The following is a 21,683-nucleotide window of genomic DNA, read 5'->3' as shown; positions in this document are numbered from 1 at the left end:
GGCGGCTCCCGGGCCGCGGGCCCTAGGGGGCGGCTCCGGGTCGTCTCGGGGGCGGGACCGGGGTCGGACGCCCTTGACTTCCCCGCAACGCGATATATCGTCTTTAGAAGAGAACGCGATACATCGCGATCCACGACGGGAGGCGGCAGAGATGAGCCAGTGGACGGTCGACGGACCCGAGAGGATCACCCTCGACGAGGCGGTCCGCGCGCTGCACGTGCGGATCATCGACGGCACGGTGAACGTGGTGGCCGCCGAGGGCCCGGCCCGCCTGGAGGTCACCGAGCTCCAGGGCGAGCCGCTGCACGTGACGCTGGTGGACGGCGTCCTCACCGTCACCTACCAGGACATCAACAGCTGGAGCGAGTTCGGCGAGCGGCTGAAGAGCGTCGACGCGGTCAAGGGCCTCTTCAGCTCCTTCAAGCGCAAGCGGATCGCCGGCGTCACCCTCACCGTCCCGGCCGAGGCCGAGGTCAAGGTCGGCACCGTCTCGGCCGGCGTCACCGTCTCCGGGATCACCGGGCACGTCTCGGTGCAGAGCGCCAGCGGCGACACCACCCTCGCCGGGCTGACCGGCCGCACCGACGCCAACACCGTCACCGGCGACGTGGACGCCCAGTCGGTGGCCGGCCAGCTCAAGGTCAACACCGTCTCCGGGCGGCTCACCGTCGTCGCCGGCACCGCCGAGCGGGTGCAGGCCAACTCGGTCACCGGCGCCGTCACCCTGGACCTGGACGTCGCCAACCCGGCCGACGTCAAGGTCACCACCGTCTCCGGCCCGGTCGCGATCCGGATCCCCTCGCTGGCCGACGCCAAGGTCGAGGCCGGCTCCACCAGCGGCGACCTCTCCAGCACCTTCGACGGCCTCAAGGTGAGCAGCACCTGGGGCGCCAAGCGGCTGTCCGGCCAGCTCGGCGACGGCCGCGGCAGCCTCGCCGTCACCACCGTCTCCGGTGCCGTCACCGTGCTGCGCCGCCCCGACCCGGAGGACGACGCGCCGGCCGTCACCAAGGAGCTCCCGGCCGGCCCCGGCAAGCCCGACCTCACCAAGGAGGCCTGAGATGACCCCCGTGTTCGGCCACGGCCGGCTCCGGTTGTACCTGCTGAAGCTGCTGGACGAGGCGCCCCGGCACGGCTACGAGGTGATCCGCCTGCTGGAGGAGCGCTTCCAGGGCCTGTACGCCCCCTCCGCCGGGACGGTCTACCCGCGGCTCGCCAAGCTGGAGCAGGAGGGCCTGGTCGCCCACAGCACCGAGGGCGGCCGCAAGGTCTACCGGCTGAGCGACGCGGGACGCGCCGAGCTGGAGGCCCGCCAGGGCGAGCTGGACGAACTGGAGCTGGAGATCCGCGACTCGGTGGCCCAGCTCGCCGCCGGCGCGATCCGCGAGGACGTCCGGGACAGCGCCAAGGACCTGCGCGAGGAGCTCTGGCAGGCCGCCAAGCAGGCGCCCCGGCCGGACCGCTCCGAGAAGACCGACGGCGGGGACCCGTGGGCCGGGCCCTGGGGCGACAACGAGGCCTGGCAGCGCGCCAAGGAGGAGTTCGCCCAGTTCAAGCGGCAGGCCAAGGACCAGGCCAAGCGCGCCCGGGAGCAGGAGAAGGCCGCCAAGGCCAAGGCGAAGGCCGCGGAGGCGGAGGCCCGCCGGCTGCGCGAGCAGTCCAAGGCCGCCCGGACGGCCGCGCAGCAGGAGGCGCTGCGGATCAAGCGCCGGGTCGAGCAGCAGGTGCGCGAGCACGCCGCCAAGGGCGACTGGCCCACCGGCCTGGCCGAGGGCCTGTCCGAGCTGACCAAGGGCCTGTCCGGGCTGGCCGACGCGGCCCGCTGGGGCCACCCGGCCGACGAGCCGGCCGAGCGGGTCACCGTCACCCGGATCGACCTGGACGAGGACGCCGCTCCGACCGCCCCCGAGGACCTGCCGTCCTGGGCGCGCACCGACCCGGCCGGCGACCCGGCCCGCGAGCTGGAGCGACTGCTCGACCGCTTCCGCGACCAGGTCCGCGACGCGGCCCGGGACGGCGGCGTGGACGGCGACGCGCTGGCCGAGGCGAGCTCGGTGCTGGGCACGGCCGGCGAGCGGCTGAAGCGGCTGCTCGGCTGAGCCGGCCGCTCGGCCGCCGCGGACGGACCCGGGCCCGGCCCCTCTTCCCGAGGGCGCCGGGCCGGGCCGTGTCCGGGCCACCGGGACGCCGGGCGGCCGGTGGGCCGGCCAGTCAGGGCGTCAGGGCGTCAGGGCGTCAGGGCGTCAGGGCGTCAGCACGATCTTGCCGAAGACGTCGCCCTTGGCGAGCCGCGCGAAGCCGTCCCGGGCCTCGGCCAGCGGCAGCACCGAGTCGATCACCGGCCGGACGCCGGTGGTGGCGCAGAGCGAGAGCAGCCCGGCCAGCTCCTCCTTGGTGCCCATCGTCGAGCCGACCACCTTGAGCTCCAGGAAGAAGATCCGGTTCAGCTCGGTGGCGCTCGGGTTGGCGCCGGAGGTGGCACCCGAGATGACGATGGTGCCGCCCGGCCGCAGCGACTTCACCGAGTGCGACCAGGTCGCCGCGCCGACCGTCTCCATCACCGCGTCCACCCGCTCGGGCAGCCGGGCGCCGCTCTCGAAGGCGGCGTCGGCCCCGAGCTCCACGGCGCGCCCGCGCTTGGCCTCGTCCCGGCCGGTGACCCAGACCCGCAGCCCCGCGGCCTTGCCGAGGGCGATCAGCGCGGTCGAGACCCCGCCGCCGGCGCCCTGCACCAGGACGGTGTCGCCCGGGCGGACCCCGGCGTTGGTGAACAGCATGCGGTACGCCGTCAGCCAGGCGGTGGGCAGGCAGGCGGCCTGCTCGAAGGTCAGCCCGGCGGGCTTGGGCAGCAGGTTCCAGGTGGGGACGGCCACCTTCTGGGCGAAGGTGCCCTGGTAGCGCTCGGTCAGGATGGACCGGGGCTCGTCGGGGCCCACCCCGTGGCCGGACTGGCCGATCACCGAGTGCAGGACCACCTCGTTGCCGTGCTCGTCGACGCCGGCGGCGTCGCACCCGAGGATCATCGGCAGCTTCTCGGCGGGCAGGCCGACGCCGCGCAGCGACCACAGGTCGTGGTGGTTCAGGCTGGCGGCCCTGACCGTGACCACGCTCCAGCCGGGGCGGGCCTGCGGCTCGGGGAGTTCGCCCAACTCCAGTCCGCTCAGCGGGTCGGCGGCGTCGATACGTGCGGCGTAGGCAGCAAACATGTCCCGGACGATAGCGGCGACGGCCGGGGCCGGGAACCACGCACGGGTGTGACGCGCGTCCCGGCTTCGGCGGCCCCGCCCGAAGAGGCGGGGGAGCGCTCCCGGCGGACCGGTGCGCTCCCCCGGCCGCGTCAGATCCGGGCCACGCCCTCGGCGCGGGCGGCCTCGGCGACGGCCTTGGTGACCGCCGGGGCGACCCGCTCGTCGAACGGCGAGGGGATGACCTTCTGCGGGGTCAGCTCGTCGGCGACGACACCGGCCAGCGCCTTGGCGGCGGCCAGCTTCATGCCCTCGGTGATCCGGCTGGCCCGCACCTGCAGGGCGCCGGCGAAGATGCCGGGGAAGGCCAGCACGTTGTTGATCTGGTTCGGGAAGTCGCTGCGCCCGGTGGCGACGACCGCCGCGTACTTGTGGGCCACCTCGGGGTGGATCTCCGGGTTGGGGTTGGCCATCGCGAAGACGAACGCGCCCTCGGCCATGGTCGCGACGACCTCCTCCGGCACGGTGCCGCCGGAGACGCCGATGAACACGTCGGCGCCGGCCAGCGCGTCGGCCAGCGAGCCCTTCTGCCCGGTGCGGTTGGTCTGCTCGGCGATCTCGGCCTTGACGTCGGTGAGGTCGCCGCGGCCCTCGTACACCACGCCCTTGCGGTCGCAGACCGCGACGTCGCCGATGCCGGCCGCGACCAGCATCTTGGCGATCGCGATGCCGGCCGCGCCCGCGCCGGAGATGACGGCCCGCAGCGAGCCGATCTCGCGGCCGGTCACCTTGGCCGCGTTCCACAGGGCGGCGGTGGTGACGATCGCGGTGCCGTGCTGGTCGTCGTGGAAGATCGGGATGTCCAGGGCGTCCTGGAGGCGGCGCTCGATCTCGAAGCAGCGGGGGGCGGAGATGTCCTCCAGGTTGACGCCGCCGAAGGAGGGCGCCAGCCGGACCACGGTCTCGACGATCTCGTCGACCTCGGTGCAGGCGAGCGCGATCGGCACCGCGTCCACGCCGCCGAACTGCTTGAACAGGATGGCCTTGCCCTCCATCACGGGCAGGGAGGCCTCCGGGCCGATGTCGCCCAGACCCAGCACCGCGGTGCCGTCGGTGACCACGGCGACGGTGTTGGACTTCCAGGTGTAGTCGTTGACCAGCTCCGGCTGCTCGGCGATGGCCGTGCAGACGCGGGCGACACCGGGGGTGTAGGCGAGGGACAGGTCGTCCGCGTCGCGCACCGGGACGGTCGCCCGGATCTCCATCTTGCCGCCGCGGTGGAGCGCGAAGACCGCGTCGACCGGATCGTCGGTGTCCTGGGTGCTGCTGCTGATGATCTCCGCTGCCACGATGACCTCTTCGTCATTGTTCTGGCGAGGGTGCGCGGCCGACGGGCGGGACGACCCCTCCGGAAACCGGAAACCGGGTACGCCGAAGCGGACCCGGGGGGTGGGTCGGGGCGCTGCGTCGGGCGGCGCCCTCGGATGAGGGTTTATGGGTCTTGTCTGTCCGCGTTGTGCTTGCGGCCGAGCGTAGGTCGGACAAAGGCATCGCACCTATGCCTTTTCGTCCTCGTCACGTGCAGTTCATCGCCGAGCTGTCGCGTCACAGGGGCCCGGCGTCGGAAGCGACGGGCTCCGGCGGCGGCAACGGCGATGGCGCACGCGCACCCGCAGGAGTGAACGCAGACGCGAAGGGGAGCCGGTGTCCCGGATACGGAGCCACGTCGTGACTTCCGTTCCCGGACACCCCGAGCCTGTCGGGACTCGGCGGTCTGGTTCGAGCGTTCGGGGGTCACCCGGTACCGAATTCTGACACACCCGCCGCCGGGCCCGGCAGGGCGGGATGGCAGGATCGCTTGTCCGCCATTTCGCGTACACCCACGAGTCACCGTGGCGGCCGCACGTCACTCCCACAGGAGCCCCCTCATGCACCACCTCCCCCTCCCCCGCCGCCGCCAGGTCGCCGCCTGCGTCGCACTGGCCACCGCCGGAGCCCTGCTGCTGACCGGCTGCGACGACGGCGGGCAGGCCGCCGCGGCGAGCGATCCGGTCCAGGACATCCGCGGCAAGCTGCCGAAGGCGCAGCGCTCCGCCGGGGTGCTGCGGATCGGCATGGACGTCAACTACGCCCCGGTCGAGTTCCGCGGCTCGGACGGCAAGCCGGACGGCCTCGACCCGGACATAGCCAACGCGCTCGGCAAGATCCTGGACGTGCGGATCGAGATCGTCGACACCCCGTTCGACAAGCTGGTGCCCGGACTGCAGGCCAAGCAGTTCGACATGGCGATGTCCGCGATCAGCGACATCCGCAAGCGCCGCGAGGGCCTGGACGACAACGGCAAGCAGGTCAACCCCGGCGTCGACTTCGTGGACTACTTCATCGCGGGCACCTCGATCATCGTCCCGAAGGGCAACCCGAAGGGGATCCGGAACCTGGACGACCTGTGCGGCCGGACGGTCGCGCTGCAGCAGGGCACCACGCAGGACGAGATCATCACCCGCCAGGTGGCCGTCTGCGCCCGGACCGGGCGCCAGCTCACCACCCGCAAGTTCGACAGCGACGCCAAGGCGCTGGCCGAGGTGGCCTCCGGCGCGGCCGCGGCCGGCGTGAACGACTTCCCGGTGGCGGCCTACGCGGCGAAGACCACCGACGGCGGCAACCGCTTCGAGGTGACCGGCGGGCAGTCCACCTCCAACCCGTACGGGATCGCGCTGCGCAAGGACGACACCGCGCTGCGGGACGTGATGGCCAAGGCCGTCGACCAGCTGATCCGCAGCGGCGACTACGACAAGATCCTCGGGAAGTGGAACGTCAGCGCCGGTGCGGCGCAGAACGCGGTGGTCAACGGCGGCATCTGAGCCTCGGGCGGCGGGCCTCCGGGCCAGAAGCAGGGGGATCTGCATACTTATACGCAGGGTGACAGGGGCCCGGAATCGGTCCGAATAGCGGACGGTGTGAGCCCTCGTTATCCGATTTTGATCTGAATGAGGGCCACCTGACCGTCCTCAGATGGCAGGATTCCCCCCATCTCGGATCGAGCCGGCCACTGGTCGAGGCGGTTCGGTCAACGTCCACCTCGGCGGAGGGTGGCGGATGCAGTTCTTCGTACCACCCCGGGCGGTACCCCCCGCCCGGGCACTGCACGACCCGGCCCTGCACGTACGACGACGTACAGCGACATACACCCGTACAGCGCCGTACGGCCTGCTGCCCAGGTGTGCCGCCCCCGCGGCGCGCTCCGCCCGACCTCTCCCTCAGGAGGAGATCCCCCTCATGACCGCCCGTACCCAGCGCACCCGGCTCCTCGCCGCCGGCGCGGTTGCCGCCACCGTCTCCCTCGTCCTGACCGGCTGCGGCAGCAGCGGCTCGTCCTCCTCGGCCGGCAGCAGCGGCGCCAACGCGTCCGCCTCGGTCAAGGCGGTCACCGCCGACCCCACCCTGGTCTCCCAGCTGCCGGCCGACGTGAAGTCCTCGGGCAAGATCGTCGTCGCGGCCGACGCCTCCTACGCGCCCAACGAGTTCCAGGACGCCTCGGGCAAGGTCATCGGCATGGACGTCGACCTGGCCAACGCCATCGGCCAGAAGCTCGGTCTCCAGGTCGAGGTCCAGAACTCCCCGTTCACCGCGATCATCCCGGGCATCCAGGCCAACAAGTTCCAGCTGGGCATGAGCTCCTTCACGGACAACAAGGACCGTGAGGCCACCGTCGACATGGTGACCTACTTCTCGGCGGGCACCAGCGCGGCGGTCAAGAAGGGCAACCCGGACAAGATCGACGCCAACGACCTCTGCGGCAAGAAGGTCGCCGTCCAGACCGGCACCACCCAGGCCGACCAGATCAAGGACGTCATCAACCCGGCGTGCGTCAAGGCCGGCAAGCCCCCGGTGCCCAACGACGGCGACAAGTTCGACCTGCAGACCGACGTGACCCAGGCCGTGGTCTCCGGCCGCGACCAGGTCATGCTGGCCGACTCCCCGGTCGTCGACTACGCCATCAAGCAGACCAACGGCCAGCTGGAGCAGCTCGGCACCGTCGAGGGCAAGGCCCCGTACGGCATCGTCCTGACCAAGGGCTCCGCGCTCGCCAAGCCCGTCCAGGGCGCCGTCCAGTCGCTGATGGACGACGGCACCTACAAGCAGATCCTCGAGAAGTGGGGCGTCCAGGCGGGCGCGATCACCCAGTCCCAGATCAACGGCGCCACCAGCTGACCCTCCGCCAGTTCCCCACCCCCCTGAGGCCACTGTGAACCATTCCGATCAGGGGACGGCGCACCCGGGACGGCCCGAAACCTTCAAGGCCGTCCCGGTCCGCCACCCCGGCCGGTGGGCCGGAGCCGTCGTCGTCGCGGTCCTCGCGGCCATGATGCTCCACGCCCTGATCTTCAATCCCGCCTTCCAGTGGGACGTCGTCAACACCTACCTCTTCGACTCCAGCATCCTGCACGGCCTGGGCGTCACCCTCGAACTGACCGCGCTGTCCATGGTGATGGGCGTCGCCGGCGGCATCATCCTCGCGGTGATGCGGCTGTCGCCGAACCCCCTGCTGTCCGGCACCGCGTGGTTCTACATCTGGGTCTTCCGCGGCACCCCCGTCCTGGTCCAGCTGGTCTTCTGGAACTTCATGGGCGCGCTCTGGCCCAAGCTGTCGATCGGCATCCCGTTCGGCCCGGAGTTCTGGTCCGAGTCGACCAACACGCTGATCCCGGTCTTCACCGCGGCGCTGCTCGGCCTGGGCCTCAACGAGGCCGCGTACATGGCGGAGATCGTCCGCGGCGGCATCCAGTCGGTGGACGAGGGGCAGACCGAGGCGGCCCACGCGCTCGGCATGAGCCGGTTCGCGACCATGCGCCGGATCGTCCTGCCGCAGGCCATGCGGGTGATCATCCCGCCGACCGGCAACGAGACCATCTCGATGCTCAAGACCACCTCGCTGGTCAGCGTCATCGCGCTGGAGGAGCTGTTCCGGGCCGGGCAGAACATCTACTCGCGCACCTTCCAGACCATCCCGCTGCTGATCACCGTCAGCCTCTGGTACCTCTTCCTGACCTCCGTGCTGACCGTCGGGCAGTACTACGTCGAGCGGTACTACGCTCGGGGTACCAGCAGGACGCTGCCGCCGACCCCGCTCCAGCGCGTGCGCGGCCTCTTCCGCGGCAAGCCCGCGCCGAAGACCGAGCACGACGTCGTCCCGGGGCTCGAGGGAGGTGGTCACGCATGACCGATCTGACCAAGCAGCCGCAGGACGCCGCACCGGGCGAGCCGATGGTCAAGGCCGAGGGCGTGCGCAAGTCGTACGGCCTGGTCGAGGTGCTCAAGGGCATCGACCTGGAGGTCAAGCCCCGCGAGGTGTTCTGCCTCATCGGCCCGTCGGGCTCCGGCAAGTCGACCTTCCTCCGGTGCATCAACCACCTGGAGAAGATCAACGGCGGACTGCTGTCCGTCGACGGCGAGCTGGTCGGCTACCGGCGCAAGGGCGACAAGCTCTACGAGCTCAAGGACCGCGAGGTCGCGCTCAAGCGGCGCGACATCGGCATGGTGTTCCAGCGCTTCAACCTGTTCCCGCACATGACCGCCATAGAGAACGTCATCGAGGCGCCGGTCCAGGTGAAGGGCGAGTCCAAGGCCGACGCCCGCGAGCGCGGGATGGCCCTGCTGGAGCGGGTCGGCCTGTCCGACAAGGCGAAGAACTACCCGTCGCAGCTCTCCGGCGGCCAGCAGCAGCGCGTGGCGATCGCCCGCGCACTGGCCATGAAGCCGAAGCTGATGCTCTTCGACGAGCCCACCTCCGCGCTCGACCCGGAGCTGGTCGGCGAGGTGCTGGACGTCATGCGCGGGCTGGCCGAGGAGGGGATGACGATGATCGTCGTCACCCACGAGATGGGCTTCGCCCGCGAGGTCGGCGACGCGCTGGTGTTCATGGACGGCGGCGTCGTCGTCGAGTCCGGGACCCCCCGCGACGTGCTCACCGACCCGCAGCACGAACGCACCAGGGCCTTCCTCTCCAAGGTCCTGTAGATCCCTACCGTCGGCGCCCGGCAGGCTGCTCCTGCCGGGCGCCGACGTTTTCCCCACTCGGGTAATAGGCTGGAAGCAGTCAGCCCGTTACCGACACTTCTGGAAGGACCGCCGTGGAGCTCGCCTCGTACGCCGACCTCGCCGTCCGGCTGGTGAACACCGAGGAGCCCGAGCGCGGAACCGACTCGCTGACCTCCGTCGAGGCCGTGCGCGAGCTGTTCTCCGACTCCTCGCGGGCCGCCGCGCTGGCCGACGAGTCCGACCTGCCCCGGCTGCGGGCGGTGCGGACCAGACTGCGCGGGGTCTTCGAGGCCGCCGCCGAGAACGACGAGGTCCGGGGCGTCGACCTGCTGAACAGCCTGCTGATGGAGTACCCCGTCAGCCCGCTGGTCTCCGGGCACGACTACCTGGACGACGCCGGCCGGCCCCGCTGGCACCTGCACCTCGCCGACAACTCGCCGACCGCCACCGCGCACTTCAGCGCCGTCGCCTGCATGGGCCTGGCCGTGCACCTGACCGAGCTGGGCGCCGACCGGCTCGGCATCTGCCAGGCCGCCCCCTGCCGCAACGCCTACCTGGACACCTCGACCAACCGCTCCCGCCGCTACTGCTCGGACCGCTGCGCGACCCGCGCCAACGTCGCCGCCTACCGGGCCCGCAAGCGCCAGGAGGCGGAGGCCGCGGCGCCGGGCAACACCCCCTAGCGCGGCTGCGGCGGGTGGACGTCCTCCACCCAGAGGCCCAGCCGGCGGGCCAGGCCCGGGACGGCGGCCAGCCGGCCGCCGAGCAGCAGCCGCTCCAGCCGGCGGCCGGGCGCCAGCCAGGCCGGGCGCGGGCGCAACCGCAGCAGCACCCGGCCGAGCACCAGCTCGTCCGGCACCGGGCCGTAGCTGCGGCTGTCGCTGTCCACCGGCCGGTTGTCGGACAGCAGCCACCAGCCCGCCGGGCGGCGCTCGGCGGCCCGCTTGACCACCAGCAGGTCCTGCTGGAAGGGGTGCCGGAAGAGCACCACCGCGCCCGGGCGGATCGGCGCGCCGTAGCGCACCAGCAGCTGGTCGCCCTCGCGCAGGGTCGGGACCATCGAGGGCCCGGCCACGTCGACCAGCCCGAACGGCAGCGCGCCGCCGCCCCGGGCGCCGCCCCCGGCTTCCGCGCTCCGCGCCACGACTCCTCCTCCCGACCGAACGGTCCCAGTCTGCCGCACGGATCGTCACCCCGTTCGATGTCCGGATTACCCCGGTTCCGGGTCCGCCTTTTGCCCTAGGCCCACCGCCCGATCGCGAAACCCGCAGGGCGGAAGGGTAATCTCGGGCGCGGGAAGACGATCTAAGGAAGGACTCCCATGTTCTCTCGTCTGTTTGCACCGCGCGCCACCGCCCACGCCCACTGCGACCTGCCCTGCGGCGTGTACGACCCGGCGCAGGCCCGGATCGAGGCCGAGTCGGTCAAGGCCACCCAGGAGAAGTACCAGGCCAACGAGGACCCGCACTTCCGCGCCCGCGCCGTCATCATCAAGGAGCAGCGCGCCGAGGCCGTCAAGCACCACATCTCGGTGCTGTGGAGCGACTACTTCAAGGCCCCGCACTTCGAGAAGTACCCGCAGCTGCACGCGCTGATCAACGACACCCTGAAGGCCGCCTCGGCCGCCAAGGCGTCCACCGACCCGGCCACCGGCCAGGCCCTGCTGGACCTGATCGCCGAGGTCGACAAGATCTTCTGGGAGACCAAGCAGGCCTGAGCCTGACGCGTCGCCACCCGACCGCCCCCGTCCGCACCGCCGGACGGGGGCGGTCGTGCGTCCACGGCCGACCCGGCCGGGACCCACCCCGGTAAGGGTTGCCTAGCCTGAGTGGCTGTTATGCTGCCAGGGCGTCCGAGGGGGAAGTCCGGTGTGAGTCCGGCGCTGACCCGCAACGGTGAGCGCGGCCCGCACGGCCGCGCCAGCCCGATCGCCCCCGGCCGCTGACCTCCCGACAACTCGCCGTGGACTGCGAGGGGACGGCGCCGCACGGGCCCGCGCCCGCCCGGCGCCCGCCCCCGCGCGCCCGCGGCCCGAGGCAAGGCGCACAACCCCGGTGAACGAGCGCAGCGAACGGACCGTCAACAGGTGCGCGCGGGCCCACGCCCGTGTGCGGCCCGGCGGGGCCGGCACGTGAGCGGCGCCGCGGCCGCGCCGCCCGCCCGGCGGATACCCGCCCCGCCCCTCGCCCTCGGCCTGGCCGTCGCCCTGCTGCTCTCGCTGGTCTGCGGGGTCGCGCTGGGCGCCGCCGGCCTCGGCCCTGCCCGGGTGCTGCGGCTGCTCGCCGCCGGGCTGACGGGCGGTCGACTGGAGGCCGACGAGGCCGCCGCGTACGCCATCGTCTGGGAGATCCGGCTGCCGCGCACCGTGCTGGCCGCGGTGGTCGGCGCCGGGCTCGCCGCCACCGGGGTCGCCGTGCAGGCTCTGGTGCGCAACGCGCTGGCCGATCCGTTCGTGCTCGGGATCTCCTCCGGCGCGGCCGTCGGCGCCAACGCCGTCCTGCTGCTGGGCGCCTTCGCCTCGCTCGGGGTGTGGGCGATCTCGGCCTCCGCCTTCGGCACCGCGCTGCTCGCCATGGTGCTGGTCTACCTGGCCGCCCGGACCGCCCACGGACTCACCCCGCTGCGCCTGGTGCTCACCGGCACCGCGCTCTCCTACGGCTTCTCCGCCGCCACCGCGCTGATGGTCTTCGCCGCCGCCCGCGGCGAGGCCGCCCGGGACGCCATGATGTGGCTGCTCGGCAACCTCGGCGGCGCCACCTGGGGATCCGTCCCGATCGTCGCCGCCACCGTGCTCGCCGGCCTGGTCCACCTGCACTGCTCCGCGGGCCGGCTGGACGCGCTCGCCATGGGTGACGAGACGGCCGCCTCGCTCGGCGTGGACCCGGACCGGCTGCGCCGCGAGCTGTTCGTGGTGACCGCCGCCGTCACCGGCACGGTGGTCGCGGTCAGCGGGGCGATCGGCTTCGTCGGGCTGATGGTCCCGCACCTGGCCCGGATGCTGGTCGGGGCCGGCCACCGCCGGGTGCTGCTGGTCGCGCCGGTGGCGGGTGCGCTACTGCTGGTCTGGGTGGACATCGTCTCGCGGACCCTGCTGGCGCCCGCCGAACTGCCCGTCGGGGTCGGCACCGCGGTGCTCGGCGTGCCCTGCTTCCTGTTCCTGATGCGCCGCCGCGGCCACGCCCTCGGGGGGCGCTGATGGACCTCTCCCTCGACCGGGTCTCGGTCGACCTGGCCGGTGCCCGGCTGGTCCACGACGTCGTGCTGAAGGCCGCCGCCGGGCAGGTGGTCGGTCTGGTGGGGCCGAACGGCAGCGGCAAGTCGACCCTGCTGCGCTGCGTCTACCGGGCGCTGCGGCCCGCCGCCGGGGCCGTCCTGCTGGACGGCGCCGAGCTGCACGCGCTCCCCGCCCGCGAGGCCGCCCGGCGGGTGGCCGCGCTGCCGCAGGAGCACTCCGCCGAGTTCGACTTCACCGTCGCCGAGGTGGTCGCGATGGGCCGGCTGCCGCACCGGAGCGGGCTGGGCGGGCCGGGCCCGGACGACCGCGCGCGCTGCGCGCGGGCGCTGCGCCGGGTCGGCGCCGAGCACCTGGCCGGACGGGGCTTCCCGAGCCTGTCCGGCGGCGAGAAGCAGCGGGTGCTGATCGCCCGCGCGCTGGTCCAGGACCCGCGGCTGCTGGTGCTCGACGAACCCACCAACCACCTGGACATCGCCCACCAGTTGGACGTGCTGGCGCTGGTCCGGGAGGCCGGGCCGACGGTGCTCACCGCCCTGCACGACCTCAACCTGGCGGCCGGCCACTGCGACCTGCTGTACGTGCTGCGGGCCGGCCGGATCGTCGCCTCCGGGCCGCCCGCCGAGGTGCTCCGGCCCGACCTGCTGGCCGAGGTGTTCGGCGTCCGGGCCACCCCCGTCCGGCACCCGGTGACCGGCGCCCTCCAGCTGCTCTTCGACCGTGTCCACCCCACCCGCTAGGAACCCGCTTGCGCACCAAGGCCGTTGCCTCCGCCGCCCTGCTCGCCCTCGGACTCACCGCCTGCGGCGCGGAGATCGCCCCCGGCGACGCCGCCGCCGGCTCCGCCCACTACCCGGTGACCGTGCAGAACTGCGGCACCGCGCTCACCTTCGACCGCAAGCCCGCCCGGGCGGTCACCAACGACGTCGGCATCACCGAGCTGATGCTCGCCCTCGGCCTCGCCGACCGGATGGCCGGCTACGTGATGCCCGACGACAAGGGCCGGGTCGACCAGGTCGCCTGGAAGGACGGCTACCAGCGGACCGCGTGGCTCTCCAGGAAGGAGATCACCAAGGAGATCGTGCTGGACGCCCGGGCCGACCTGGTCTTCGCGGGCTGGCACTACGGCTTCGACGAGGGGAGCGGCTTCACCCCGCAGGCGCTGAAGGACCTCGGCATCGGCTCGTACGTGCTCAGCGAGTCCTGCCGCAGCGGCCGGGGCCCCGAGCGCGGGGTGATGTCCCCGCTGGACGCGCTCTACACCGACCTGGCCAACCTGGGCGAGGTCTTCGACGTCCGGGACCGCGCCGACCGGCTGATCGCCGACTTCCGGGCGCAGGTGGCCGCCGTGCCTGAGCCCGCGCACCGGCCGTCCGTCTTCCTGTACGACAGCGGGAAGGACAAGCCGTACACCGCCGGGAGGTTCGCCGCGCCCCAGGAGATCATCGCCAGGGCCGGCGGGACCAACGTGACGGGCGACCTCGCCGACAGCTGGACCACCGTCGGATGGGAGAGCGTCGTCGAGCGCGATCCCGAGGTGATCGTGATCAACAACTACGGGGAGACCGGCGCCGAGGCCAAGCGCGCCTTCCTGAAGTCCTTCCCGCCGCTCGCCGGCGTCTCGGCGGTCCGGAACGACCGGATCTTCGTCCTGGACTACGTCGACCTGGTGGAGAGCCCGCGCAACCCGGCCGCGATCACCGCACTGGCCGCCTACCTGCGCACCGTCCCCGCCCGCTGACCGGCGGCCCGGATCCCGCTCCCCCGGCGGGCCCGCCGGCCCGGCCCGCCGGGCGTACGCTCGGAGGTGCGAGCCGACGGACCCGACCGGAGGAGCGAGATCATGACCACCACGGCGGCGCCGTCCGCCTTCGACACCCGTGCGCTGCGCGAGGGCATCGAGCGCAGCGACCCCGCGGCCCTGCTGGCCCTGTACGCGGACGACGCGGAACTGCGCGTGGTCGACCGCAAGACCCAGCCCAGCCACCCCCTGGTGATGCACGGGCGGGACGAGATCGCCGCCATGCTGAACGAGGTCTACAGCCGCGAGCCCACCCACACCCTCGAACAGGTGGTGGTCCAGGGCGAGCACGTCGCCTTCATGGAGTCCTGCCGCTACCCCGACGGCGTGCGGGTGCTGATGACCTCCATGGCCGACCTGCGGGACGGCAGGATCGTCGACCAGACCTCGATCCAGGCCTGGGACGAGACCGGGCCCGCCCAGTAGGCTCGTCGGCATGATCCGCACCGCCGTCGCCACCGACGTCCCCGTCATCCACGCCATGGTCCGCGAACTCGCCGAGTACGAGAAGGAACCGCACGCGGCGGTGGCCACCGAGGAGCAGCTGCACGACGCTCTGTTCGGTGCCAGTCCCGCGCTCTTCGGCCTGGTCGCCGAGGACGAGGCCACCGGCGAGCCGGTCGGCTTCGCCGTCTGGTTCCTCAACTTCTCGACCTGGCGCGGCACCCACGGGATCTACCTGGAGGACCTCTACGTCCGCCCGGAGGCCCGCGGCGGCGGCCACGGCAAGGCCCTGCTGCTGGAGCTGGCGCGGATCGCCGTCGAGCGCGGCTACGCGCGGATGGAGTGGTCGGTCCTCGACTGGAACGAGCCCTCGATCAACTTCTACAAGTCGCTCGGCGCCGTCCCGATGGACGACTGGAGCATCTTCCGGCTCACCGGCGAGGCGCTCACCGCCGCCGGGAGCCGCTGAACGGTCCGCCCGAACCCCTGCCACCCTGCGTCGCGATGGCTTACCATGAGTGACTCCCGAGCCCCGGACGGCGTGCGGAAAGCGGTAAGGTCTCAGGCGGATACGCGGCGTCCGGCCGCCCTGCGAGGGGTATGACCGGTACGTACCGCACCACCCCTCTGGACAGTTGGGGCGAAGCAGTTGAGCCAAGCAACAGACAGTGCCGCGGCCACCGGCCCGGAAGCACAGCGCGTCACCCAGGAGGTGAGGGTGTCCCAGATCGACGGCGAGCCCGGAGTGCAGGACTTCGTGGAGGTCCGGCTGCCCGCGGCAGGGGCCTACCTCTCGGTCCTGCGAACAGCGACGGCCGGCCTGGCGGCGCGGCTCGACTTCACCCTCGACGAGATCGAGGACCTTCGGATCGCGGTCGACGAGGCCTGCGCCATCCTGCTCCAGCAGGCGGTGCCCGGTTCCGTCCTGTCCTGCGAGTTCCGGCTGGTCGGCGACTCGCTGAAGGTGACGGTCGCCGCCCCGACCACGGACGGCAAGGCGCCCGAACGCGACACCTTCGCCTGGACGGTGCTCTCCGCACTGGCCGGCGAGGTGGACTCCTCGGTCGCCGAGGACAAGACCGTGTCGATCAGCCTGCACAAGAAGCGCGGCGGCCCCGCCGCCCACTAGACGGGCGTCGAGCAGCACCGCGCGAAGGGCCGTCCGTCCGCCCCCGATCCGGGGCCGGGCGGGCGGCGCCCGGTACCGCCCCCCAGCGGTACGACCAACGAGAAGATGCCGGGGCCAACGGGCCCCGGTGCTCCCGGAACGGAACGGGGGAATGGCCGTGAGTGATCTGGACCGTACCGGCCTCGCGACGGCGGGCCCTGCCGTACCGACCCAGGCGAGCGTTCCCGGCCTCGCCGCCAACGACGATGCGCACCCGAAGGACGCCCACCGGATGAGCCACCCGACCGAGCCGACGTCTGATCCGACGCCCGCCTCGCCGACCCCGCCCGAGCCGGCGGACGAGGCGGGGGACCTGCGGGGCGCGGTGCCCACCCAGGGCCCGCACCGCACGGGCGCGCCGGACCGGGAGGCGGCCCGCGCGCTGTTCGTCCGGCTGTCGGCGCTGCCCGAGGGCTCCCCGGAGCGCGTCGAGCTGCGCAACCAGCTGGTGCGGATGCACATCCCGCTGGTCGAGCACCTGGCCCGGCGGTTCCGCAACCGGGGCGAGCCGCTGGACGACCTCACCCAGGTCGCCACCATCGGCCTGATCAAGTCGGTGGACCGCTTCGACCACGAGCGCGGGGTCGAGTTCTCCACCTACGCGACGCCGACCATCGTCGGCGAGATCAAGCGGCACTTCCGCGACAAGGGCTGGGCGGTCCGGGTGCCGCGCCGGCTGCAGGAGCTGCGGCTGTCGCTCACCACGGCGACCAGCGAGCTCTCCCAGCGGCACGGCCGCTCCCCCACGGTGCACGAGCTCGCCGAGCACCTGGGCATCTCCGAGGAGGACGTCCTGGAGGGTCTGGAGTCCGCCAACGCGTACTCCACGCTGTCCCTGGACGTCCCGGACAGCGACGACGAGTCGCCGGCCGTGGCGGACACCCTGGGCGCCACCGACGAGGCCCTGGAGGGCGTCGAGTACCGCGAGTCGCTCAAGCCGCTGCTGGCCCAACTGCCGCCCCGGGAGCAGAAGATCCTGGTGCTGCGGTTCTTCCGGAACATGACGCAGTCGCAGATCGCCGCCGAGGTGGGGATCTCCCAGATGCACGTGTCCCGGCTGCTGGCCCGGACCCTGGCGCAGCTGCGGGAGAAGCTCCTCGTGGAGGAGTAGGACGGTCGGCCGCCGGAGACGGCGGCCGACCCCCCGACGGCCGTGACGGCCGTGACGGCCCTGACGCTCAGCCCTCGTGCGGCGCGTACAGGGCCGCCGTCGCCTTCGGGTTCAGCAGCGAGCCGATGCCGACCAGACCGAGCAGACCCACCAGCACGCCGACGGCGATCATCGCGCCACCGCTCTGCAGCATGTAGTAGCCGACCGGCAGGCAGATCGAGTTGGTCAGCACCGCGGGGCTGCGGCCCCAGCGGCGCTCCTTGAGCAGCGCCCGGGCGGCCAGTATCGGCAGCACCCCGAGCAGCACGATGACCAGGCCGCCGAACTCGTTCAGGGCCAGCTGCTTGGACTGCCCGGACAGCGCCGAGACCATGTCCCAGACGCCGACGACGGCCAGCGCGGCGCCCTCCAGGGCGGTGATGGCGGCGCCCACGGTCAGCGGCGCGGGGCGGGCCGGGCCCGCCGAGGGTACGGGTGCGGAGGATTCTGCGGTCACTCCAGCAGGGTAGCCGCCGGTCGGCCCGTACCGACCCGTAGGCTTTCCCCATGCGCGCTCTCCTGGTCGTGAACCACAAGGCCACCACCACCAGTGGCCGGACCAGGGACGTGCTGATCCACGCGCTGCGCAGCGACCTCAAGCTGGAGGTCGCGGAGACGCAGTACCGGGGCCACGCGCGCGACCTGGCCCGCGAGGCGACGGAGGACGGCACGGTCGACCTGGTGGTCGCGCTCGGCGGTGACGGCACCGTCAACGAGGTGGTGAACGGGCTGCTGGCGCACGGCCCGGGCGAGAAGGTCCCGCGACTGGCCGTGGTGCCGGGCGGTTCGACCAACGTGTTCGCCCGGGCACTGGGGCTGCCGAACGACCCGGTGGAGGCCACCGGCGCCCTGCTGAACGCGCTGGACCAGGGCAGCGAGCGGCCGATCGGCCTGGGCAAGGCGATGACCGAGGGGCTGCCGGACCGCTGGTTCACCTTCACCGCCGGCCTCGGCTTCGACGCGGGGGTGGTGGGCCGGGTGGAGGAGCAGCGGAGGGCGGGGCGCAAGTCCACCCACGCGCTCTACGTCGGGCAGGCGCTCCGGCACTACGTCACCCAGCGTGAGCAGCGCCGTTCCGGCCCGGTGACCCTGGAACTCCCGGGCCACCAGGGCGTGCCGGGCCTGGTGCTGGCCATAGTCAGCAACACCTCCCCGTGGACGTTCCTGGGCAACCGACCGGTGTACCCCTCACCGCTCGCCTCCTTCGACACGGATCTCGACGTCTTCGGCATCACCCGGATGACGGCGTTCGGTACGGCTCGAACGATCCGTCAGATCCTGCGGTCGTACGCGCCTTCGAGCGACGGCGCACCGCCGGTGGGCCCCACCGGCAAGCACGTCGTCTCCTATCACGACGTCAGACACTTCACCTTGGTTTCAGAGGAACCCGCCCCGTTCCAGGTCGACGGCGACCATCTTGGAGACAGGAGGCGCGTCAGTTTCACAGGCGTTCGGCGGGCACTGCGTGTGATTGTGTGACCGGAAGGGGGGTTCACCCTTCTTCTCGAACGCACAAGCCCCCTTCACTCCATAGAAGTACTGGCTGTGAGCTAGGCGACACCGAAGAATCAAAAATTCCTCCCTGAAGGGGGTTGTATCCGGGCCCGAGGTTTGCGAACCTCTACATGGCGTTCGGGACACATCGCAGCGACGGCAACCTCAGATCCTGGCGGGTGTCGACCGCGGGGCGTCCCTCGAATCGCCGAATCCCTCCCCAGCACAGACCACCCGGGCCCCGGCGGGCCTTTGGTCTCTTTTGCTGTTGCGGGATTCGTGAAAGCGTTCACATTCACAAGCCATCGATTATGCCGATCGGGTGACCCCCGCCGGCAGGAGGAGTTGGACGACCATGGACTGGCGCCACCGCGCTGTCTGCCGCGAAGAGGACCCGGAGCTGTTCTTCCCGATCGGGAACACCGGTCCTGCTCTGCTGCAGATCGAGGAAGCCAAGGCCGTGTGCCGCCGCTGTCCGGTCATGGAGCAGTGCCTGCAGTGGGCTCTTGAGACCGGCCAGGACGCCGGCGTCTGGGGCGGCATGAGCGAGGACGAGCGTCGCGCGATGAAGCGCCGTGCCGCCCGCAACCGCGCCCGCACCGCCTGATCACACGCCGTAGTACCAGCGGTAACCGCAGCACCGATCGACACATGATCAAAGGCTTCCCTGCACCTCCTGGTGAAGCCTTCCGCACAAAGGACCTTGCCCCGCGAGGTCCCGCGACACCGGACCGCCCCAGACACTTGATACTGTTCACTTAGAGCAATATTGTGGAGCTGTGGCGCTCACCGTGTGCAACGCACCGGCGAGGTGTCGCTACCCAGAGCCCCCGTTCCGGCCGACTCCCCCCGACGGCCGGAACGGGTTGAGAGGCCCTGTCGACCCACCCCCCCCCGGTCGACAGGGCCTCGTTTCTGTTTCCGCGCCCGGACGGGTGCGCCGTCCCGGGGCGCGTGGGGTGCGGACCCGGCGCCCGGGCCGGATGCACGCCCCCGCCGCGCTCCTCGACGCACCGACCCGTGGCGGCCTGAACCTGCCGGCCGGAGCACATCGGCCCGAGTGCGCCGGCCGGACGCGGCAGCCGGAACGCGGCAGTTGGAACGCGGCAGTTGGAACGCGGAGGCCGGGACAGCCGGTCAGCGGACCGGGATCTCCAGGATCACCTTGGTGCCGCCGTTCGGTCCGGCCACCATGTCGAAGGTGCCGCCCAGCTCGCCGGTCGCCAGCGTGCGGACGATCTGCAGGCCGAGGTTGCCGGCCGTCTTCGGATCGAACCCCTCGGGCATGCCGCGGCCGTCGTCCTGCACGGTGATCAGCAGGTACTCCTCCGGCCGGGCCCCGCCGTTCCAGCTGTCCGACCAGCCCATCCCCGTCGCCGGGGCCCGTCCGCGCAGTGCGCTCACCTCCAGGTTCCCGGAGGCGGTCGGGCCGAAGGCGTGCTCCAGCGCGTTCTGCAGCAGCTCGGTCAGCACCATCGACAACGGGGTGGCGACCTCCGCGGACAGGATGCCGAAGCTGCCGCTGCGGCGGGTGGCGACCCGTCCGTCCTGGGACAGCTCCATCGCCATCGCCAGCACCCGGTCGGCGATCTCGTCGAAGGCCACCTGCTCGTCCAGCGCCTGGGAGAGCGTCTCGTGCACGATCGCGATCGAGCCGACCCGGCGCACCGCCTCGTCCAGCGCGGCCCGGCCGGCCTCCGACTCCATCCGGCGGGACTGCAGGCGCAGCAGCGCCGCGACGGTCTGCAGGTTGTTCTTCACCCGGTGGTGGATCTCCCGGATGGTGGCGTCCTTGGTCATCAGCTCGCGGTCGCGGCGCCGCAGCTCGGTGACGTCCCGGCAGAGCACCAGCGAGCCGGTGAGGGTGCCCTTCGGCTTGAGCGGGATCGCCCGCACCGTCACCACTCCGCCCTGCGCCTCCACCTCGGTCTGCCGCGGCGCCCAGCCGCTCGCCAGCTTCACCAGCGCCTCGTGCACGGCCGCCCGGGAGGGCGGGACGAGGTCGGCGGTGGCCCGGCCGAGGTGGCTGCCGACGAGGTCGGTGGTCAGCCCCAGGCGGTGGTAGGCGGAGAGGGCGTTGGGGCTGGCGTAGGTGACGATGCCGTCCGCGTCCAGGCGGATCAGGCCGTCGCCGACCCGCGGCGCGGCGTCCATGTCGGCCTGCTCGATGCCGGGGAACGGGAAGGCGCCGGCCGCGATCATCTGGGCCAGGTCGGAGGCGCTCTGGAGGTAGGTGAGCTCCAGCCGGCTGGGGGTGCGGACGGTGAGCAGGTTGGTGTTGCGGGCGATCACCCCGAGCACCTTGCCCTCGCGCCGGACCGGGATGGACTCCACCCGCACCGGCACCTCCTCGCGCCACTCGGGGTCGCCCTCGCGCACGATCCGGCCCTCGTCGAAGGCGGCGTCCAGGAGCGGGCGGCGGCCGCGCGGGACGAGGTGGCCGACCATGTCGTCCTGGTAGGAGGTGGGCCCGGTGTTGGGCCGCATCTGCGCCACCGAGACGTAGCGGATGCCGTCCCAGGTGGGGATCCACAGGACGAGGTCGGCGAAGGAGAGGTCGGAGAGCAGCTGCCACTCCGAGACCAGCATGTGGAGCCATTCCACGTCGGCCCCGGTGAGGGTGGTGTGGCGGCGGACGAGTTCGTTCAGCGAGGGCACATGGCGAGCGTATCGCCGCGGGTGCGGGCGGGGCGCGGCGGACCGGGAGGCGGACCGGGGGCGGATCGCGCGGCCGGCCTGCGGCGGAACCGGTCGACCCGAGTTGTCCAGACCAATTTTCGGGGAGGCCTGGACAACCGAGATTGGTCTAGTCCACAATGAATGAGCACCAAGGAGAGGCCCACCGCGCAACTGCCCTGACCGCGCGAGGCCTTTCCTCGGTCGGACGCCGCCGAGCGAGGACCCCGCACAGTTCTCGATCGACCCCGGCGACCGACGACAGCTCCGGGCTGCGGTGCCGCACGGGTTGAGGGTCCCGTGTCGGCGCCGTGGCCCGTAGTGCTTTCCGGCCGCCCCCGGGTGCGGCGGCCGCCCCGGGACTCCCCCGCCGGAGCCCCGCTCCGCCGCTCGAACGGCTCGGGCCCCGTCCACAGGCTGTGGACGGGCGCAGGGCGGTGATCGCCTCGACGGGCGGGGGCTGCGAGATCGAACGCCAGGCCGGCACGACGATG

General features: G+C 72.4%; 22 protein-coding genes and 1 riboswitch. Of the genes, 17 read left to right on the top strand and 5 right to left on the bottom strand.

Features of this window, described 5'->3' with window-relative positions; genetic code table 11:
* The first annotated feature begins 151 nt into the window (after window positions 1-151).
* Both AB0N04_RS06715 and AB0N04_RS06710 read left to right on the top strand, forming a co-directional pair.
* Complete coding sequence (locus tag AB0N04_RS06715; RefSeq protein ID WP_360204472.1) at window positions 152-1,060, top strand: DUF4097 family beta strand repeat-containing protein; 909 nt, start codon at window positions 152-154, stop codon at window positions 1,058-1,060.
* A 1-nt stretch (window position 1,061) separates the two neighbouring features.
* A complete protein-coding gene (locus AB0N04_RS06710) occupies window positions 1,062-2,099 on the top strand; it encodes a PadR family transcriptional regulator (RefSeq protein WP_360204469.1) in 1,038 nt (345 codons plus the stop codon).
* A gap of 144 nt (window positions 2,100-2,243) precedes the next feature.
* On the opposite strand, the gene AB0N04_RS06705 is transcribed toward AB0N04_RS06710, so the two are convergent.
* Together AB0N04_RS06705 and AB0N04_RS06700 are read right to left on the bottom strand one after the other, a co-directional pair.
* Window positions 2,244-3,206 (bottom strand): zinc-binding dehydrogenase, encoded by a 963-nt coding sequence (locus tag AB0N04_RS06705; protein WP_360204467.1) that lies wholly within the window; start codon window positions 3,204-3,206, stop codon window positions 2,244-2,246.
* A 131-nt stretch (window positions 3,207-3,337) separates the two neighbouring features.
* Window positions 3,338-4,534: an NADP-dependent malic enzyme gene (locus AB0N04_RS06700; protein WP_360204464.1), complete on the bottom strand. Its 1,197-nt coding sequence runs from the start codon at window positions 4,532-4,534 to the stop codon at window positions 3,338-3,340.
* A 579-nt stretch (window positions 4,535-5,113) separates the two neighbouring features.
* Between AB0N04_RS06700 and AB0N04_RS06695 the strand changes: the two genes are divergently transcribed.
* The 5 genes from AB0N04_RS06695 (at window position 5,114) to AB0N04_RS06675 (ending at window position 9,907) form a co-directional block, all read left to right on the top strand.
* Window positions 5,114-6,046, top strand: coding sequence for an ABC transporter substrate-binding protein (locus AB0N04_RS06695; RefSeq protein ID WP_360204461.1), 933 nt, complete (start codon window positions 5,114-5,116; stop codon window positions 6,044-6,046).
* 415 nt (window positions 6,047-6,461) lie between these two features.
* Window positions 6,462-7,397 carry an ABC transporter substrate-binding protein gene (locus AB0N04_RS06690; RefSeq protein ID WP_360204457.1) on the top strand — a complete coding sequence of 312 codons (936 nt, stop codon included), beginning with the start codon at window positions 6,462-6,464 and terminating at the stop codon, window positions 7,395-7,397.
* Between the two features lie 34 nt (window positions 7,398-7,431).
* Window positions 7,432-8,406, top strand: coding sequence for an amino acid ABC transporter permease (locus AB0N04_RS06685; protein ID WP_360204454.1), 975 nt, complete (start codon window positions 7,432-7,434; stop codon window positions 8,404-8,406).
* A gap of 44 nt (window positions 8,407-8,450) precedes the next feature.
* Complete coding sequence (locus tag AB0N04_RS06680) at window positions 8,451-9,203, top strand: amino acid ABC transporter ATP-binding protein (protein ID WP_360204856.1); 753 nt, start codon at window positions 8,451-8,453, stop codon at window positions 9,201-9,203.
* Between the two features lie 113 nt (window positions 9,204-9,316).
* The gene (locus AB0N04_RS06675; protein ID WP_360204451.1) at window positions 9,317-9,907 is read left to right on the top strand and encodes a CGNR zinc finger domain-containing protein; all 591 of its coding nucleotides are present in this window, start codon (window positions 9,317-9,319) and stop codon (window positions 9,905-9,907) included.
* Here the strand turns inward: AB0N04_RS06675 and sodX are convergent.
* Window positions 9,904-10,368 (bottom strand): nickel-type superoxide dismutase maturation protease, encoded by a 465-nt coding sequence (sodX, locus tag AB0N04_RS06670; RefSeq protein ID WP_360204449.1) that lies wholly within the window; start codon window positions 10,366-10,368, stop codon window positions 9,904-9,906. The genes AB0N04_RS06675 and sodX overlap by 4 nt on opposite strands.
* Window positions 10,369-10,545: 177 nt before the next feature.
* Between sodX and sodN the strand changes: the two genes are divergently transcribed.
* The 8 genes from sodN (at window position 10,546) to AB0N04_RS06630 (ending at window position 16,980) form a co-directional block, all read left to right on the top strand.
* Window positions 10,546-10,941 (top strand): superoxide dismutase, Ni, encoded by a 396-nt coding sequence (gene sodN / locus AB0N04_RS06665; protein WP_360204447.1) that lies wholly within the window; start codon window positions 10,546-10,548, stop codon window positions 10,939-10,941.
* A 98-nt stretch (window positions 10,942-11,039) separates the two neighbouring features.
* Window positions 11,040-11,179, top strand: a riboswitch (cobalamin riboswitch).
* Between the two features lie 176 nt (window positions 11,180-11,355).
* Window positions 11,356-12,420, top strand: coding sequence for an iron ABC transporter permease (locus tag AB0N04_RS06660; protein ID WP_360204445.1), 1,065 nt, complete (start codon window positions 11,356-11,358; stop codon window positions 12,418-12,420).
* The gene (locus AB0N04_RS06655; protein WP_360204443.1) at window positions 12,420-13,196 is read left to right on the top strand and encodes an ABC transporter ATP-binding protein; all 777 of its coding nucleotides are present in this window, start codon (window positions 12,420-12,422) and stop codon (window positions 13,194-13,196) included. Before AB0N04_RS06660 ends, AB0N04_RS06655 begins: the two co-directional genes overlap by 1 nt.
* 8 nt (window positions 13,197-13,204) lie before the next feature.
* On the top strand, window positions 13,205-14,197 hold the full coding sequence (locus tag AB0N04_RS06650; protein WP_360204441.1) for an ABC transporter substrate-binding protein: 993 nt from the start codon (window positions 13,205-13,207) through the stop codon (window positions 14,195-14,197).
* Window positions 14,198-14,299: 102 nt separating this feature from the next.
* Window positions 14,300-14,683, top strand: a complete 384-nt coding sequence (locus tag AB0N04_RS06645) for a nuclear transport factor 2 family protein (RefSeq protein WP_360204438.1) — start codon at window positions 14,300-14,302, stop codon at window positions 14,681-14,683.
* Between the two features lie 10 nt (window positions 14,684-14,693).
* Entirely contained in the window at window positions 14,694-15,170 is a 477-nt protein-coding gene (locus tag AB0N04_RS06640; RefSeq protein WP_360204436.1) for a GNAT family N-acetyltransferase, read from the top strand.
* A 249-nt stretch (window positions 15,171-15,419) separates the two neighbouring features.
* Window positions 15,420-15,830, top strand: coding sequence for an anti-sigma regulatory factor (locus tag AB0N04_RS06635; RefSeq protein WP_360204433.1), 411 nt, complete (start codon window positions 15,420-15,422; stop codon window positions 15,828-15,830).
* 157 nt (window positions 15,831-15,987) lie between these two features.
* Window positions 15,988-16,980, top strand: coding sequence for an RNA polymerase sigma factor SigF (locus AB0N04_RS06630; RefSeq protein WP_360204431.1), 993 nt, complete (start codon window positions 15,988-15,990; stop codon window positions 16,978-16,980).
* A gap of 67 nt (window positions 16,981-17,047) precedes the next feature.
* On the opposite strand, the gene AB0N04_RS06625 is transcribed toward AB0N04_RS06630, so the two are convergent.
* Window positions 17,048-17,476 (bottom strand): hypothetical protein, encoded by a 429-nt coding sequence (locus tag AB0N04_RS06625; RefSeq protein ID WP_360204428.1) that lies wholly within the window; start codon window positions 17,474-17,476, stop codon window positions 17,048-17,050.
* A 50-nt stretch (window positions 17,477-17,526) separates the two neighbouring features.
* On the opposite strand from AB0N04_RS06625, the gene AB0N04_RS06620 reads away from it, so the two are divergent.
* Together AB0N04_RS06620 and AB0N04_RS06615 are read left to right on the top strand one after the other, a co-directional pair.
* Window positions 17,527-18,498 carry a diacylglycerol kinase family protein gene (locus AB0N04_RS06620; RefSeq protein WP_360204425.1) on the top strand — a complete coding sequence of 324 codons (972 nt, stop codon included), beginning with the start codon at window positions 17,527-17,529 and terminating at the stop codon, window positions 18,496-18,498.
* A gap of 370 nt (window positions 18,499-18,868) precedes the next feature.
* Entirely contained in the window at window positions 18,869-19,120 is a 252-nt protein-coding gene (locus AB0N04_RS06615) for a WhiB family transcriptional regulator (protein WP_014138019.1), read from the top strand.
* 530 nt (window positions 19,121-19,650) lie between these two features.
* On the opposite strand, the gene AB0N04_RS06610 is transcribed toward AB0N04_RS06615, so the two are convergent.
* Window positions 19,651-21,171 (bottom strand): PAS domain-containing sensor histidine kinase, encoded by a 1,521-nt coding sequence (locus AB0N04_RS06610; protein WP_360204422.1) that lies wholly within the window; start codon window positions 21,169-21,171, stop codon window positions 19,651-19,653.
* Between the last annotated feature and the right edge of the window lie 512 nt (window positions 21,172-21,683).

The sequence above is a fragment of the Kitasatospora sp. NPDC051702 genome (genome assembly GCF_040681575.1).
Taxonomy (GTDB): Bacteria; Actinomycetota; Actinomycetes; order Streptomycetales; family Streptomycetaceae; genus Kitasatospora.
This window is presented reverse-complemented; position numbering and strand designations above follow the sequence as displayed.

What these genes read in the sequence shown, in the direction of transcription:
- AB0N04_RS06645 (WP_360204438.1), top strand. Translation starts at nt 14,300, where the DNA reads ATGACCACCACGGCGGCGCCGTCCGCCTTCGACACCCGTGCGCTGCGC.
- AB0N04_RS06620 (WP_360204425.1), top strand. Translation starts at nt 17,527, where the DNA reads ATGCGCGCTCTCCTGGTCGTGAACCACAAGGCCACCACCACCAGTGGC.
- AB0N04_RS06710 (WP_360204469.1), top strand. Translation starts at nt 1,062, where the DNA reads ATGACCCCCGTGTTCGGCCACGGCCGGCTCCGGTTGTACCTGCTGAAG.
- AB0N04_RS06695 (WP_360204461.1), top strand. Translation starts at nt 5,114, where the DNA reads ATGCACCACCTCCCCCTCCCCCGCCGCCGCCAGGTCGCCGCCTGCGTC.
- sodN (WP_360204447.1), top strand. Translation starts at nt 10,546, where the DNA reads ATGTTCTCTCGTCTGTTTGCACCGCGCGCCACCGCCCACGCCCACTGC.
- AB0N04_RS06715 (WP_360204472.1), top strand. Translation starts at nt 152, where the DNA reads ATGAGCCAGTGGACGGTCGACGGACCCGAGAGGATCACCCTCGACGAG.
- AB0N04_RS06705 (WP_360204467.1), bottom strand. Translation starts at nt 3,206, where the DNA reads ATGTTTGCTGCCTACGCCGCACGTATCGACGCCGCCGACCCGCTGAGC.
- AB0N04_RS06680 (WP_360204856.1), top strand. Translation starts at nt 8,451, where the DNA reads ATGGTCAAGGCCGAGGGCGTGCGCAAGTCGTACGGCCTGGTCGAGGTG.
- AB0N04_RS06640 (WP_360204436.1), top strand. Translation starts at nt 14,694, where the DNA reads ATGATCCGCACCGCCGTCGCCACCGACGTCCCCGTCATCCACGCCATG.
- AB0N04_RS06615 (WP_014138019.1), top strand. Translation starts at nt 18,869, where the DNA reads ATGGACTGGCGCCACCGCGCTGTCTGCCGCGAAGAGGACCCGGAGCTG.
- AB0N04_RS06655 (WP_360204443.1), top strand. Translation starts at nt 12,420, where the DNA reads ATGGACCTCTCCCTCGACCGGGTCTCGGTCGACCTGGCCGGTGCCCGG.
- AB0N04_RS06690 (WP_360204457.1), top strand. Translation starts at nt 6,462, where the DNA reads ATGACCGCCCGTACCCAGCGCACCCGGCTCCTCGCCGCCGGCGCGGTT.